Below are 14576 nucleotides of genomic sequence, written 5' to 3' on the forward strand. Positions count from 1 at the left end.
AGATTCAGGCGGCCTCAGTCGTCCTCAAGCCATTCCAGGATGGCCTCGATCGGGGTGGCGAAGCGATAGGGCCAGCGGTGGGGCGGCGCAGAAGACTCCGCGGCGGCTTCCAGCGGCTCCAGGGCGTGCAGGAACTGGTGGGGCAGGGCCTGGCCCTCGAGCTGGGCGCGCAGGGTGCGCTCGGGGAAGGACAGCTGGGGGGCCGAGAGGATGCGCACCTGCTTCTCGGCGGTGAGGGGAGTGTCGCGGCCGAGGAACATCAGGGTGTGGAAGGCGGAGCCGATGGTGCCGGCGATGTGGCGGGCGTTGATGAGGTGGCGCAGCTGGGCGGAGGTGGACAGGGCTTCGGGGTGAAGGATCGTCCAGCCACGGCGCTCGAGGGCGGCCTCCAGGTCGGCTTCGGCCTCCACCCGGCGGTAGTGGGAGGGCAGGGAGGAGCGGGAGAGCCAGATCCGCTGCGGCAGGGAGGGATCGAGCCAGTTGGCGCTGTGCGGCGGCGGCAGGCCGGGGATGAGGGCACGCAGCACCTCGATCACATTGTCGAAGTGGGTGGGATCCACCAGATCCCCCTCGTGCATGGAGGGCACGGGCGACCAGAGCCTCTCCACCAGCAGCGGCGCGGCGAGATCGCTGCTGAACAGCAACTCGTGGTGCTGCTCCAGCGCTTCGCGCACCGGCTCGATCCCGTCGCGGGCGTAGGCGGGCACGATCACCGTGCGCACGCCGGTGCGGCGGTGGGCGCCGAGGAAGGCCCACAGCACGGCGGCCTCCTCGATCAGGAAGTGGCCCCAGTGAGCGCGGCCCCAGTAGGGCCAGGCAAGGTAGAGGGCCTCGGGGAGGAGCGGCAGAGCGGCGATCTGCGCCGGGGTGAGGTCGAGCCTGGGCGGGATCCGGGGCCGTGTGTGCACCAGGCGCGGCCCGTGGCGGTTGATGGTGTTGGCGATGGGGGCGCCGGTGCTGGCGCTGTAGGCGCAGGCAGCGCCGGGTGGGATCACGGCACAGCGATCGAGGTTGATGCAGCGCATCAGGCCGGCGGCAGCGACCGGGAAAGGCTCCAGAAGGGGGGAATGCCGCTGCTGGCCTCGGGCAGGGGGGGCACGGCGGAGGCGAGGGAGGACGACACGGCCACCATGGCGCCATTGGCCTGGGTCATGGCCTGCATGGCCTGGAGCCAGTGGCGCGGGGCGTGGGTGTCGCTGCCGGCGCCGGTGCCGTCGGGCAGATGGGCCTGGGCGTAGGCGAAGGCGGCGGCGAGGGAGCGGCCGTGGCTGTCGGTGAAGGCGAGCAGATCGCGGCCGAGGGCGGAGCAGAGCACCACCAGGTTGGCCCAGGCCTGCAGGTTGAACAGGTGCTCGTGGCGCAGGACGGAGGCGGGGGGGGCGGAGAGGGGCGAACCGTCGGCGCGGAACTGGCGGGCGAGCAGGCCGGGCAGGTTGTCGAGCACCTGGGCGGCCACGTTGCGGCGGCCGCGGAAGGCGGCAATCGCCAGCATCAGCTGGTGATACCAGGTGCAGGCGGGCGAGGTGCTGTGGTCGGTGAGGAAGGCGATGCTGTCGCCGGCAAGCCAGGCGAGGAAGGCATCGAACCACTCGTCGAGCTGCTGCAGTTCGGCGAGGGAGAAGCGGCCGCTGCCGCGCAGCAGGGTGATGGCGTCGAGCAGGGGGTAGAGATCGCGGAAGTCAATCGCCGCATCGAGCACGTTGCGGCTGGGGTCCACGGCGGAGAGACGGGCGTAGGCGCCGTCGGGGATCATTGCGGTGGCGGGATCGAGGAACCAGGTGCGCACCAGGCGGTGGGCGTGCTCGATCGAGTCGCGGTTGGCGTTGAGATGGCCGTCAAGGGCGAGGGCGCAGACGCTGTCGACCATCAGCTGCAGACGGGCCCGGTCGTAGCTCTGGGCCACGTCACCGCAGAGGGGGCCGTCCTGGCCGAGCAGGCCGGCGCGGCTGAGGGCGCTCTCGCTGCCGGCCAGCGTCTGCCAGTGGGGCACGGCGTTCACGTAGTGCCTGGGAGATGTGCCGGGCGGCACCGCCGGCTTGTCGGTGACGCTGGGCGGCGGCAGGGCACGGGCGTTGGCGGCGATGGCGGCCACACCGGCAAGGCCGGTGCTGCTGGCAGTGAGGGCGGTCCAGCAGCGGAGCTGCTGGTGCTCGAGGGCCTCGCCGATCAGCTGCATGTCGGTCTTGCGGGTGAGGCGGCGGATGCTCTCGAGCCGCAGGGCGCGGTTCTCCTCGGCGGAACCGGGGGAATCGCGGCAGACATCACCGGCGAGGCGGTAGGCCCAGCCCAGCTGCACGAGCCGGGCGCGGTCGGCGGCGGGGGTCACGTCGAGGGCTTCCCAGGGGCACACGCCATCCGGCGGATCGAGGGCGGGACCGGGGAGGCCGAGACGGCGCAGCAGGGCCTCCTCGGCCATGGCGCCTTCGCGAAGCTGGCCATCGAAGTGGTGGCGAGCGGCGCGGGAGAAGCCGAGCAGCGGCAGCTCGCGGGCGAGGGGCGGCTGCTCGGCGGCGACAAGAGCCTGGGGATCGCGGGGCAGGGGGGCAACGGGAATGGCCACGTAGGCCAGATCGGGAAGGGCGAGGGCGGGACGGATCACGGCCCAGGCCTCGGCGGTGAGCAGGCAGGCGCCATCCCAGGCGAACACCCACTCCGCCTCCTCCAGGCCCCTGCGCAGGGCATGGTTGCGGGCGCCGTTGCGGTGAATCAGGTGAAGGTTCTTGGCCCGGCCCACGTATTCCACAACGGCCGACTGGTCGGTGGCATCGAGGTGGAGGAACTGCCGGCCCCAGGGGTGATAGTCCTCCGGCACGGTGCCGATGTCGGTGAAGCAGGCGGCGTAGGCCTGGGGCTCGAAGGGCAGTTCCTCCCAGCGCTGGCGATGCTTCTCCAGCAGGGCCACGAGGGCATCACGGCTTTCACGGGACACGATGCGGTTGAGCAGCCAGCGCTTCTCAAGGCCGGGCAGGGGCGGCTCGTTCTCGAGGATGAACTGCAGCTGGGCTAGGGTGGCACCTTCCGGCTGCTGGGGAGGCCGATCGTTGCCGAGGATGCGCACCAGCAGGGCCCGGGGCTGTGCAGGCAATGGAGCGGCAGTCGCATCATCGGGGGAGAACGCCGGGGCCGTGAAGAAACGACGGATGGCGGAGCGCAGGCGACGCTGGGGCATGGAAAAGGATGGGTAAGCGGGGGGATCAAGCGGAGGAGAGGAGACGACCGCGATTGGTGTTCACCGCATCGTCCTTCTGCCGGGGCGCCTGCGAGGCGACTGAGGGGGCGGGGGCGGATCCCTGCGGAGCCGAACGCTCGGGTGCAGTGCCCTGCTGGCCCCTGGAGAGCAGGACGTAGTGCTCGAGCTTCTCCTGGGTCTGGTGGAGCTGTTCCAACAGCAGGTCCGACTCCTCGCGGGCCTCTTCCAGCTGGGCGCGGAGATCCTCCAGTTCCCTGGCGGTTGCTGGATCAGGGCTGGCCTGCTCGAGCTGCCGGCGCAGCTCTAAGGACTCCCGCGTGGCGATGGCAAGCCGCTCAAGGGCCCGATGCAGCTGCTGATGGGTGGCACCCAGCAGGTCGGCCAGAGGCTGCGGGGCATTGGGCAGAGCGTCGGCCACATCCTGGTCAAGCCGCTTGAGATCGGCGATGGCGTCGAGCGCGGCACGGCTGCAGTCGGTATCCGGCCGTAAACGGAGGCAGAGGAGAGTCGAGGCCACCTCCGGCGCAAGGGGCCGGTGCTCGAAGGGGATGCTCAGCCCATCCAGCAGCGACTGCCATGACTCGAGGAGGTGCTGAGGTGGCTCAACAGCTGACGATTGTAGGTGGTCACATAAGACAAGCAAGTCGAGAGACACCGCATGACCAGAGCAGGTCTCAAGAAGCATTGGCAACACGTCATCAGAGGAGGGGCCACCACTTTGCACGTCTGACGGGCTGACGACAGCCAGCAATCGGGTGGGAAAGCTGCTCAGATCAAGATTCAGGAATTCGAGTGATCTCAGCTCCTCAAGAGACTGGGTGAGGACTAAAATCCTTGGAACAGCGTGCGATCCGCCCAAATCAGCTGCTGTGGCCTGAAATGCAAGATCAGCGGCAGGTTCACAGCTGAAGCAGAGAATCGCATAGTAGGGCTCCCGGCGAACATGGTCTACAATTGCCAAGGCCTCGATGGGATCAAGCGTTCCATCACTAAGGGCATCAGGCAGAGCGGGCAGCAGATCATTCAACTGGCGAACAGCTTCAACCTGATTGCAGAGGACTAGCCGATTAGATGGCAGAAATTCGTCGATTCGACTCTGCAACTCTCGCAGTTGGCGGTCTTGCCGTCGAATAATATCGATCAGGTTCTCGAAGCCGGGCTCCTCGGGCATTCCCATTCAGGACTTCGCAAGCATTACCAAAGATTCTAGAGGCTTTTTGAAAGAGAAGCCAGCGACCTGGCTCGATATAGACCATGCGAAGAGGCCATGCAATTAACGACTTGGCGACCTTGCCTCAGAGATGTGTGCAATCAAGTGAGCCTGATCTCAGCCCATATTACGCCATTGCACTTTTAGATTAGCCCCATCAGCCTGTCTTGTCCAGGGGGCACTCGATGAAACTATCGCGGCGTAGCCCCAAGCAGATTTCCAACAGTCAACCCACTGCCGGTAGGGTGCACTAGCAATGCCAGACGGTCGCAGACGTGGCGACTGGGCATACGTGCGGCACGATCGGCGATTGCAAGCGGCTTCATGGATTTGATCTGAACCAAAAATACACGCCATCACCGAGGTTTAAGGTGTGTTAATTTTCGACAATGTAAGGACGGCCAAATTCAGGAACTTCCTGATGTTCTTTTGGCCTGGTGACTACAGCTTCTTCTGGCGCTCAGAAAATCTGGATCCCCAGACTTGCGATGCTGAATGGTCAACGCGCAATAGGCTGATGATCTCTAGTAAACCAGTATCGAATTGCCTGGCATTACAGATTGAGGCCAGTTTAGCTTTCTCTGAGGGCGCTGATTGCCAATCAATACTTGAATCACATCTCCCCAACAAAGCAGTGCACATCGTGCCATGGTGCGTTACTCCCTGCAAGGGCAGCGCGCTGGTAATCAGCCTCAATGTCTACGAGGATGGTGGCTTCAATTTCCTTGAAACCTCGCCACTCCCCTGGCAACTCTCTACCAAAGCAGCCACTATGATATCCAGTAAACTTAATTTGATGATAGCTGCCTTCAAGTGCTGGCTTGGGAGGGCGTTGGAGATGACCCTCACCTTGCCGCACGAGCTGAAAGCGATTGTATCCAATGCCATGAACAACGTTCAAGATTTCCAGGAGATCCCGATTGGCCTCAAAGGATAAATACCTAGGAAGAAGAGCTTTGTCGACGTGGAACAAGGTACCTAGCGCAGCTTTTTCAAACCCCTCAATATCCATCTTAAGATAATAGCTGGGCCCATAATGGTTAATAAAATGACTTAAAGGCATTGTCCTGACAGCTATCATTTCATATGCCGAGCGTGTAGCTTTGCTGCTCTTGTCGAAGGAGCTCCAATCATCCTTTAAGAAGTTTTTATAAAAGACAAGAGTCGCCTCTTGGCCTGATACGCCTACATTCTCAACGCAGAGCTGCCCAGTGGCTATCTCATGGGCAAAACGGTTCTTCAGCCTATCAGAAAGATATGGATCTGCCTCCACAGATACGACCTTAAAACCCTTCTTCATATAGAAGTCGGCATCATGGCCACTGTTCGCGCCAATGTCAAAGATAAGCTTCATCTTGACGGTCCTGGTTGCGTCGTTTCAATGTTAGAAAAAGACAGCCGCGTGTCAATATATGGAGGCTGTCGTACCGCCGCAAGCTGACATTTTGACGCAGCAAGATATTCCATTAAGCATCACGATCTTGACTGGATAGAGAACATGCTCTTGCTGGCAGGAAGCAGGTAGAGCACCTGCTGGCAAGGTGTCGCAGCGCCTGGAAGAGACTCCGTCGCACGAAAGCGCCTAGAATAATATAAACCCAATGATTCATGCGATGAGAATACAAATACAGTGCAGAGAAGATTGTCCAGAGAGGAGAAGGGCAAATAGTTGCACAATCAGATCTATGGTGTTTCAAGCGGTTAGCTGATCCAGGCGCTGTCTAAGGGACGCACAGCCCGGGAATCGTGATACACCAGCCAAAAGGGTAGTAATAGCATCTTCATCCAGGTTCTCATGATGGAAAGCATCTGCAAGGCACGTATATGCCTCAGGCGAATAGCCAGGATTAACTGCAAGCGCCTTTTGAATAGCGACAATCGCCAGATGATGCTGCCCGGCTGATGCGTATCTCAGCCCGTCCGAGATGAGAATATCAGCGGCATCACTTTGCATCAATGAGGCGGCCGATATTCTTGAATCAACTAGAATCAGGCCCCTTGCAGGCAGTGAATAATTCACGGGCTTAATTCCATAGCTAGAAAGACAAAACGCTATAAAGACATCTTCATAGAGATGCCCAAGTAATACATCGGGATATTTTGTAGTGTATTCGAAGAGGTATCGAAGACTTTTCTTAGACAGGTAGTACCCTTCTCCGCCCCCACACCACTCTACCTGAGGGGGTAGTGCGTATGGCCGATGAGAGATGTTTTCATCCGCGCACTTGCCAAAGTGCCAAGCGCGGCCTACTGTTGGACCGCATATTGTGCCCATAAAGTCACTAGGAGGATCATTAAAGAACTGTTGCATGACCTCACGGAACCGACTAATGCTTGTAATTGCGCAATCATCGTCCAGCTTCAAAACACCGGAAAAGTCGGTACAGACATGGAAAAAGCTAAATGCCTTGAGCACTTTCGTGGAGAGGGACTCGTAGTTGTCAGGACACTTCACATACAGGATATCACCCTCGGCGACCCACTCCCTGACCAAGAACGGATCGCCAATCACAAAACAGTAGGGTATGCCTAGAGATTTGTAGTAGCGCTCCCGAATATAGTCCGCTTTGTGAAGGTTTGCCCTGCAGGTGATGATCATCAACGCCGCGCCTGTCGTGGGACCCGAAAAGAGCTGATCGGGGACCTCCTTATACTCTTTCTGAAGGGCCTGCTTAATCTGAGGCAAAAAATAGTCGCTACTTGGATTTAGTGAAAGACCCGTCTCGAAGTAGGAGACTGCTGTCTCCATGGCCGAAATTTCACGGTAATACGCACCGATCAAGTAATTTGCACAAGAGAGTGTCCATGGGTGATCATGGAGACCATGAAAGGATTCAGCGGCTTTAAGAAGTATATTGGCCTTATCAGGCCTCTTATACCTTAAACAGTCGCGCAGGAAGCCTAGAAAGACAGCAGTCAAGATAATTGAGTCATGCTTAAATATGCGTTGATGACGAGAACATGATCGGCTATAGAAAGAGAAGACTGACTGCAGCAGTGCCCATGAACGATCAATGAAGCCCAAGCTGGAGAAGTGAGCAAGCTTTCTAAGTAGAACAGCGATAGGATGCCTTGAGAAAAATATGTTCTCATCACACAAGCCGTCCAAGAGCATCTCTACTTGCTCTATCTCTCCAGAACGAATGGCGGCGCTAAGAGCGTGAGCATAAGTATCAGTGGAAGGTGATAGCTCGTAAGTTTTAACAGCGTAAAAGAGCGAACCTTTGAGGTCTCGCGACTCCGAGTAAAGAACTCTTAAGCCAGTGCACAGATCGGTTTCACGTTGTAAATGCTGGCGAAGAAACGCCTCTGCTTCTTGCAGCCTGTCTAAGCGTAATAGGATGAGAGCACGCTTGATATATCCTTCTATGTAAGCTGGAAACAGCCGAATTAGCCTATCGCACGCGCATAGTGCGGCATCATAGTCTAGAGCCAGCTTGGCAACATCTACTAATCCAGCAAAACCGCTTGGGTTAGCTGGAAAAAGCTGACATATTGAAGCGTACGTATCACTTGATTCAGTAAGGAGTCCCATTTGCGCCTGAATTTGTGCCAGCCGTCGCAGGACAAAATGGTTGTCTGGAAAACGACTATGACATTCAAGCCAGCAATCAAGCGCGATATTCATGTTCTTCGCTTGTTCATGGACTTGTGCCAAGCCGCAGAAACCACTGGGACTAAATGAAAATGTCTCGATCAGATATTTAGATTTTGCCTCTGCCTCTGGCAGATTATGCCCTGCAAAAAGAACATTTAGAATACCGGAATGGGCATCAAGATAGTCACTGTTGAAACCAAGGGCAGCCTCATAGTTCTTAAGTGCAGACGCGTAATCTTCTAAGTATCGGTGCTCAAAGTCTGCAGTCTTGGACAGGTGCACAAAGGATCCCTTGGAGACACGCGCCAATCCCTCGTAGTAAGTAATAGCGCTAGTAAGATCACCTTGAACTATGCAGAAAACAGCCACGTCGTAGAGGAGCTCTGGTTTTGTAGGCCACCTCGAAAGCATCTCACTGTATTGTTGGCGGGCTGATTCGACTAAATTGACATCTCGGTATAGCTGTGCGAGGCCCCGACAAAGACCAAAGTTATTAGGAGCCAATGCCAGTCCAACTTGATAGGCAAGTATGGCATCCTGGATAGAGTCTTTACAAAAGCAGGCCCTAGCAATCTTTCCATAGAGCCAGGGCGAATTGGGCTTTAGTCTAAGGCACTCCCTATAGAGTTCAATCGCATCATCAAAAAGGCCTTGACGCTGCAAGATTTCAGCAAGTCTGATGCGAGTAGTTTCATCATTTTGATTGATCTGAAGCTCCTCTTTCAATCGATGAGCAGCCTGGAAAGACTGCTGAGAGTTCTGAGCCGCATTCGCAAAGCTTCTCAAGTCCACTCACCGTATAAGCAAAGAATTAATATGAAGATTTGGCGTAGGAGGCTGTGCTAGGGCCACGCATATTAGCCAAGAGCCATCTGCGTAGATATAGAGATGCCTGATTGGCTGATGGGTTGGTTTCCAGTATGCTCATGATAGTGGGGATAACCCATGGCATTGGGAATACCAATCCGGTTGGCAACAGTGCAATGACTAGAGAGTTTATATGAAGATTGATCGCGCTCTGGAAGTCTGCAACAGTGTGCCCTGACGCGCCTAGCAAAACTACTAGTCTTCAAAAGCATAAAGTCCTCAACTGGCAAGTCGCATGGAGTCTAGATAGTGTATCTCACCACATTGGGCGGCAGAGCAGCTCGAGGATCCGCTGCTGAGGCGAGCGCCAGCTTAAGGCCGAGTGCTACCTGAGGCGGCTATAGATCGACAGGTAACGTGGCCGCGAGTGGTTCCGTTCCTGTGAGTCCTGGAAGGCCATGGGGTAGGCCCGCTCTCGGCAGAGCGTCTGTATGAGCCTCTCTGAGTGCCGTTGGTCCTGGGCGTGTACGGCCTGGACAGGTTGTTCCTGATCCGAAGAGTGCGGTAGGCCTTGGCGCACGCCGCCGAGAGGTAGGAAGGCCCCCTTGTCGTTCGTCACCCGCCGGCAATCGATGTCCTGAGCATCGAACCAAGCGACGGCACGGGCCAGAAAGCCGCTCACGGTGGGCATCTGCTGGTCCGCCAGCACCTCCAGATTAGGCAGGCGCGTGGCGTCGTCCAAAGCGACGTGGACTTTTCATAGCCGACTCTGTAGGAGCGTCCCTTCTGGCAATCGCCTGTGATGCGGTGTCCGACTTTGCGGAAGCGGGCCAGGGACTTGATGTGGATGTGGATGAGGGCGCCGGGCCGGGCCGCGTCCCTTCGTGTGGTGTAAATCCCGAGGCCCGATTGCCCTGGTCTGAGGGTGAACAGGGGTGAATGACGGGCTGTCATTCGCGAGACGCATTTGCACCTCGTTGTTTCACGATGAATCCAGACGATTGACTTGTCAAGTCTTTCGTCTGGATTGCCGATCGGTTGTGGGCTATGCCTGCAATCTTGATCGTGACGTCCGCTGTGCCGGCCCCGGGGCGGTGATCGCCGCCGCTGCGCCCTGTGGGGGCGCTACGGCGCGATCACCTGGGGCCTGAGCTCAGGCCGCTGCTTCCTGGAGGGAAGGCTGAGCAGGCAGCTCCTCCAGCGAGGGGATCGCGGCCATGCTCTCGGCCGAGAACATGCGCCGGCCCTCGAGCTGCCAGTGCTCGTCCTGCTCCAGCAGCACCGCCCCCACCAGGCGCGTGATCGAGGCGTCGTTCGGGAAGATGCCAACCACCCGAGTGCGGCGTTTGACCTCCTCATTGACGCGCTCGAGCAGGTTGGTACTCCAGACCTTCTTCCAGTGCTGCTGCGGGAAGTGGCGGAACGCCAGCACGTCCTCCTTGGCCTGAGCCATCAGCTCGGCGGCCCTGGGGAAACGCTCGGCCAGTGAGGCGGCCAGGTCATCCCAGCGCTCCACCAGGCCAACGGCGTCCTCCTGGCTGAACACCGAGCGCAGGGCCGCCGTGACCATCCCCTGGTGGGCTTTGGGAACCCGCTGCAGCAGGTTTCTGACGAAATGGACCCTGCAGCGCTGCCAGCAGCAGCCCTGCAGCATCCGCCGGATCGCCTTGGTCAGGCCCACATGGGCGTCACTGATCACCAGCTTGACCCCAGTGAGGCCTCGCTCTTTGAGAGAGGAGATGAACGCGCTCCAGAAGCTCTCGGTTTCGCTGTCACCCACCTGCAGGCCGAGCAGTTCACGGCGGCCGTCGGCATTGACGCCCATTGCGATCACAGCAGCCCTGGAGCAGACCTGCAGGGCCCGGCCCAGCCGGCCGTGGAGGTAGGGGTGGCATCGAGATAGACGTAGGCGTAGCCGGACTCCTGGAGCGGCCGGTTCAGAAAGGCCTGCACCTGCTGGTCGATCTCCTGGCAGATGCGGCTCACCTGGGATTTGGAGATACCGCTCTGGACGCCCAGGGCCGCCACCAGGGTGTCCACTTTGCGGGTGGAGATGCCGCCGATGTAGGCCTCCATCACCACGCCATAGAGGGCCTGATCGACGCGGCGGCGGGGCTCGAGGATCGAGGGAAGGAAGCCACCGGTGCGCAGTTTGGGGATCAGCAGGTCGATGTCTCCGGCCTGGGTGGCCAGGGTGCGCGGCCGGTAGCCGTTGCGGTAGCCGAGCCGGTCCTCGCTGCGCTCATGGCGCTCCGCGCCGAGCACGGCAGCGACCTCCAGCTCGATCAGCTGCTGCAGGCCGTGGCGCACCAGCTCGGGGATCAGCTCACCGGCACTGCTGCCATCCAGTAGCGGCGCCAGCTCAGTTGAGGCACGATTGGAATTGGGCATGGTTCGTCTGGTTGAGGTAGTGCTCAAACCAGGGTCACGGGCCTGCCCAGCCCTTGCAACGCCAGCGGCTGAGCCGGGTCGCTGTGGTGCGCGCTCAACCCCGGCTACGCCGGGGTTGAGGTCCCCAGGGATTTACACCAACACAGGGGACGCAAGCCCGGGCCGCTGCCACTTGTAGCTCTACACCGGTGGGCTTGGCTCCAGTTTCCGGAAGCGTCAAGGCCGAGCGGCAAGGGTGCGAGCAATAGTGGAGAAGGGGGCGGGAGGAGACGGGCGATGTGGGGCAGGTGCAGGCAGTGGCAACGCAGATCCACCGTGCACTGCAGTTGCTGCGTGCGGATCGAGCGTTCGTCGTTGGCGGCGCCGAATGCTTCGTCGATCCGCCAGGCCGCGGGCCCGACTGCACTGCAGAGGGACAGCCATTTGTAGGCGCGGCGCAGGCTGATGCCCCGTGTCAATCAGGTTGAACGCCGCGACAATCTGGTTGAGCGGTTTTGAGACGGACCTGAGACACCGTCATTTCTTGCATATCGACTGTACGGCAGTGGTTTTGCCGATGCGGACTGTTTGACGTGAGACGACAATCCGGTCACGGTCGCAGACCAGCCATTTTCGCCTTGATCATTTCTCAGGCTCCGAATCCTTTGGCTGCAGTCGATCTGGTCCCCTGACGTTCATCGTGACCATCGTTGTCGCCCCGCCGTGCCGCGCGACCGCACGGGCCGGCGGACATTAAGGTCCGCCGGTAGCGGGAGCCCCTCCAGCGGGATGGCTGCTCCGACCCTCCTCTGGCCGGTTGCTAGGCCAGAGAGCCGTCCATCGCGGCCAGCCTTGCCTTGGCCTGCCGCTGCCGATAGCTCTCACCGCCGATCTCCACGATTCGGCAGTGGTGCACCAGCCGGTCCACCGCCGCCACGGTCATGGAACTGCTGGGGAAGATGTCGTCCCAGTCCCGGAATGGCTGGTTGGAGGTGATCAGCAGCGAGCGGCGCTCGTAGCGATGGCAGATCAGCTCGAACAGCACGCTGCTCTCCAGTTCGCTGCGGCGGACGTAGCTGATGTCGTCAATCACCAGCAGGCCGTAGCGATCGAGCTTCTGCAGCATTGCCGGCAGCTCGTAGACCGCCTTGGCCTTCTGCAGCAGCTGCACCAGGGCCGTCGCGGCAAAGAAGCGGCAGGGCTGGGCCATGGCGATCAGCGCCATCGTGATCCCACCCGCCAGGTGCGTTTTGCCAACGCCGCTGGGGCCAAAGATCAGCAGGTTTTCACCCCGCAGCAGCCAGTCAGGGCTCAGGCTCAGGGCCTGCAGCTCCTGCCATTTCTCCGGTGCCAGCCCATGGTGGTCGTAGTCCGTCAGGCTTTTCTGCCACGGCAGGTGGGCCTCGCGCAGCAGGCGTTCACGGCGGGCGATCTGCCGCTGGTCGCTCTCCAGCTCGCACAGGGCGTAGAGGAACTGGGGATGGCTCCAGCCCTGTGCCTCAGCCTGCGCGGCAAGACTCTGCCAGTGGCTGCGGAATCGTGCCAGCTTGAGCTGCCGCAGCAGGATCGGCAGTGTTGCTTCCACCGCGGCCGGCCGCGGTACGGACAAGGAAGAGGTCATAGGAGGCCAGGGTGTGTTGAGGAATCTCTTGCCGCCTCGGGCAGTGACGTGGCGGCAGGCGGAAGTGTTGTTGCAGGGCCGATAGAGACAGCGTCTGGCGCTCCAGCCCCTGCTCCAGAAAGGTGAGCTCCCGCTCCTGCGGGGCCAGCCGGCAGGCGACATGGAGGGCTTCCACCATCAGCCGAGCGGCGCCATCGCGATCCCCTCCAGCCAGCAGACACTGCCAGCAGTCCCACCAGCGCTGCCCCGGAAACAGCTCCCGCTGGTAGCGGCAGTGCAGCAGGGCCCTGGGCTTGGCCCGCAGCCCATCGATCAGGTGATTCAGATCGATGCACCAGGCCCGCGGGCCGTGGCTGCCGCTGCCGTAGACCCGCCGCAGCTGACACACCCACGTGGAGCCCAGGTGGACGATCAGCCGGTCGTGGTGCAGTTTCACGCTCACCTGCTGGCCGATCAGGGACGGCGGCACCGAATAGACCACCTGCCGCACCTCGATCGTGCTGGTGCGCCGCACCCGCACCAGCAGAAGCTCGTAGTCAGCAAAGCGGAAGGCCGGCAAAGGCTCCAGGTGCTCCAGCTCCTGCTCGTGGCGCCGCAGCCGGGAGCGGTTGAGGCCCTCGAACACCCCCGCCACCAGTTCGCCGTACTCGGTGGGGTCGTCGAAATCAAGGCTGCCGCGTAGCAACAACTGCTGCTCCAGCCGCCGTTTGGCATGGCCATGGGGACCTTCCACGACACCGTTTTCGTGGGGGCAGCCCAGGTTGTTGCGGCTGGCCACCAGGCCGTAGTGAGCGCAAAGGGCTCGGTAGCGGGCGGTGATGTCGGCGGCGTAACTGCCGTCGCGATTGCGGCTGGCGGCCGAGAGCCGATCCGTACGCAGTTCCCGCGGCACACCACCACAGGCCGCCATGGCGTTCTGCAGGCCCTCCGAGAGAGCCACGAAACTCTCGCCGCCTTGGATCACCTGGCCCCACGACCAGCCGCTCCAGGCCAGCCGGTAATGAAACAACAGGTGGGGAAAGGGTTCCCCCCGCACCGTGATCGCCACCCGCTTGACCCTGGTGAAGTCACAGAACGCCAGCTCCCCGGGCTGATACTCCAGCGGGAACATCACGTCCGGAGCAGGACCATTCAGGGCCTTCCACTGGCGCACCCGTCGCTGCAGCGTGCGCAGATGCGGCGCCCAGTCCTGATCAGGCTTCCGCTCCTGGAGATGCTCCAGCAGGGTGGTGGGTGTCAGGGCTGGATGGCGCTCCAGTAAGGGCATCAGCAACGCCTCCCACACCGTCTCGAGGGGATCGGGTCGGCGACGGCCACGCGGTGACGCTGCCCTGGGTTGGAGATCGCCACGCTCGATCCGGCGGCCACTGCTCACCGAGATGCCCGCCGCTGCGGCAGCCGCCTGCTGGCGACGGCCTGTTCGTCGTTTGCTCATGTACAGCGCAATCTGTTGGCTGGTCAGAGGGGCAGGCATCGTCGGGGACCTGCGCAAGGCACCCGGTTCTGCAGCTCCCCTCAGCGGCGGTCAACGAGACGCCCGAGACCGCTCAACCTGATTGTCGTCGGACAGGCTGAGGCGGGGTCAGCAGCGAGGTCCACCAGGGGAAGACCTGATCAAGGTGCTGGCGGACCAAGCACAGGCGTCGCGCTAGGTGTGTAGTCCCACCACGTTGTTCAGCTGACGATTGGGTGTGAGGTCGCCAGGGTCGGGGTGTCACCGCCCATCCCAAGACCTCACACCCCATGCATAGCCACCCCAATGCCCGACTGACGCCGATCA

At 60.8% G+C, this 14576-nt stretch carries 7 protein-coding genes and 1 pseudogene; all 8 read right to left on the reverse strand.

Annotation, left to right across the window (positions count from 1 at the left end; genetic code table 11):
- Nucleotides 1–14: 14 nt before the first annotated feature.
- The 8 genes and pseudogenes from FPZ61_RS11410 to istA all read right to left on the reverse strand — a co-directional run bounded on the left by FPZ61_RS11410 (nucleotide 15) and on the right by istA (nucleotide 14231).
- Nucleotides 15–1025 carry a glycosyltransferase 61 family protein gene (locus tag FPZ61_RS11410; protein ID WP_185466704.1) on the reverse strand — a complete coding sequence of 337 codons (1011 nt, stop codon included), beginning with the start codon at nucleotides 1023–1025 and terminating at the stop codon, nucleotides 15–17.
- Nucleotides 1025–3169: an alginate lyase family protein gene (locus FPZ61_RS11415; RefSeq protein ID WP_185466705.1), complete on the reverse strand. Its 2145-nt coding sequence runs from the start codon at nucleotides 3167–3169 to the stop codon at nucleotides 1025–1027. Before FPZ61_RS11415 ends, FPZ61_RS11410 begins: the two co-directional genes overlap by 1 nt.
- A gap of 25 nt (nucleotides 3170–3194) precedes the next feature.
- Entirely contained in the window at nucleotides 3195–4361 is a 1167-nt protein-coding gene (locus FPZ61_RS11420) for a PspA/IM30 family protein (RefSeq protein WP_185466706.1), read from the reverse strand.
- 652 nt (nucleotides 4362–5013) lie between these two features.
- Entirely contained in the window at nucleotides 5014–5754 is a 741-nt protein-coding gene (locus FPZ61_RS11425) for an FkbM family methyltransferase (RefSeq protein WP_185466707.1), read from the reverse strand.
- A gap of 339 nt (nucleotides 5755–6093) precedes the next feature.
- Nucleotides 6094–8784: a tetratricopeptide repeat protein gene (locus FPZ61_RS11430; RefSeq protein ID WP_185474832.1), complete on the reverse strand. Its 2691-nt coding sequence runs from the start codon at nucleotides 8782–8784 to the stop codon at nucleotides 6094–6096.
- Between the two features lie 1174 nt (nucleotides 8785–9958).
- Nucleotides 9959–11196 (reverse strand): annotated as a pseudogene (locus tag FPZ61_RS15920) (IS256 family transposase).
- Nucleotides 11197–11995: 799 nt separating this feature from the next.
- A complete protein-coding gene (gene istB, locus FPZ61_RS11440) occupies nucleotides 11996–12760 on the reverse strand; it encodes an IS21-like element helper ATPase IstB (protein ID WP_370593433.1) in 765 nt (254 codons plus the stop codon).
- Nucleotides 12675–14231, reverse strand: a complete 1557-nt coding sequence (istA, locus tag FPZ61_RS15585) for an IS21 family transposase (RefSeq protein WP_255441557.1) — start codon at nucleotides 14229–14231, stop codon at nucleotides 12675–12677. Before istA ends, istB begins: the two co-directional genes overlap by 86 nt.
- Between the last annotated feature and the right edge of the window lie 345 nt (nucleotides 14232–14576).

The sequence above is a fragment of the Synechococcus sp. BSA11S genome (genome assembly GCF_014224355.1).
GTDB lineage: Bacteria > Cyanobacteriota > Cyanobacteriia > PCC-6307 > Cyanobiaceae > Regnicoccus_A.

Bases quoted from the DNA above. Each gene is read 5' to 3' on its own strand.
- istA (WP_255441557.1), bottom strand. From the start codon at position 14,231: ATGAGCAAACGACGAACAGGCCGTCGCCAGCAGGCGGCTGCCGCAGCG.
- FPZ61_RS11415 (WP_185466705.1), bottom strand. From the start codon at position 3,169: ATGCCCCAGCGTCGCCTGCGCTCCGCCATCCGTCGTTTCTTCACGGCC.
- FPZ61_RS11425 (WP_185466707.1), bottom strand. From the start codon at position 5,754: ATGAAGCTTATCTTTGACATTGGCGCGAACAGTGGCCATGATGCCGAC.
- FPZ61_RS11410 (WP_185466704.1), bottom strand. From the start codon at position 1,025: ATGCGCTGCATCAACCTCGATCGCTGTGCCGTGATCCCACCCGGCGCT.
- FPZ61_RS11420 (WP_185466706.1), bottom strand. From the start codon at position 4,361: ATGCCCGAGGAGCCCGGCTTCGAGAACCTGATCGATATTATTCGACGG.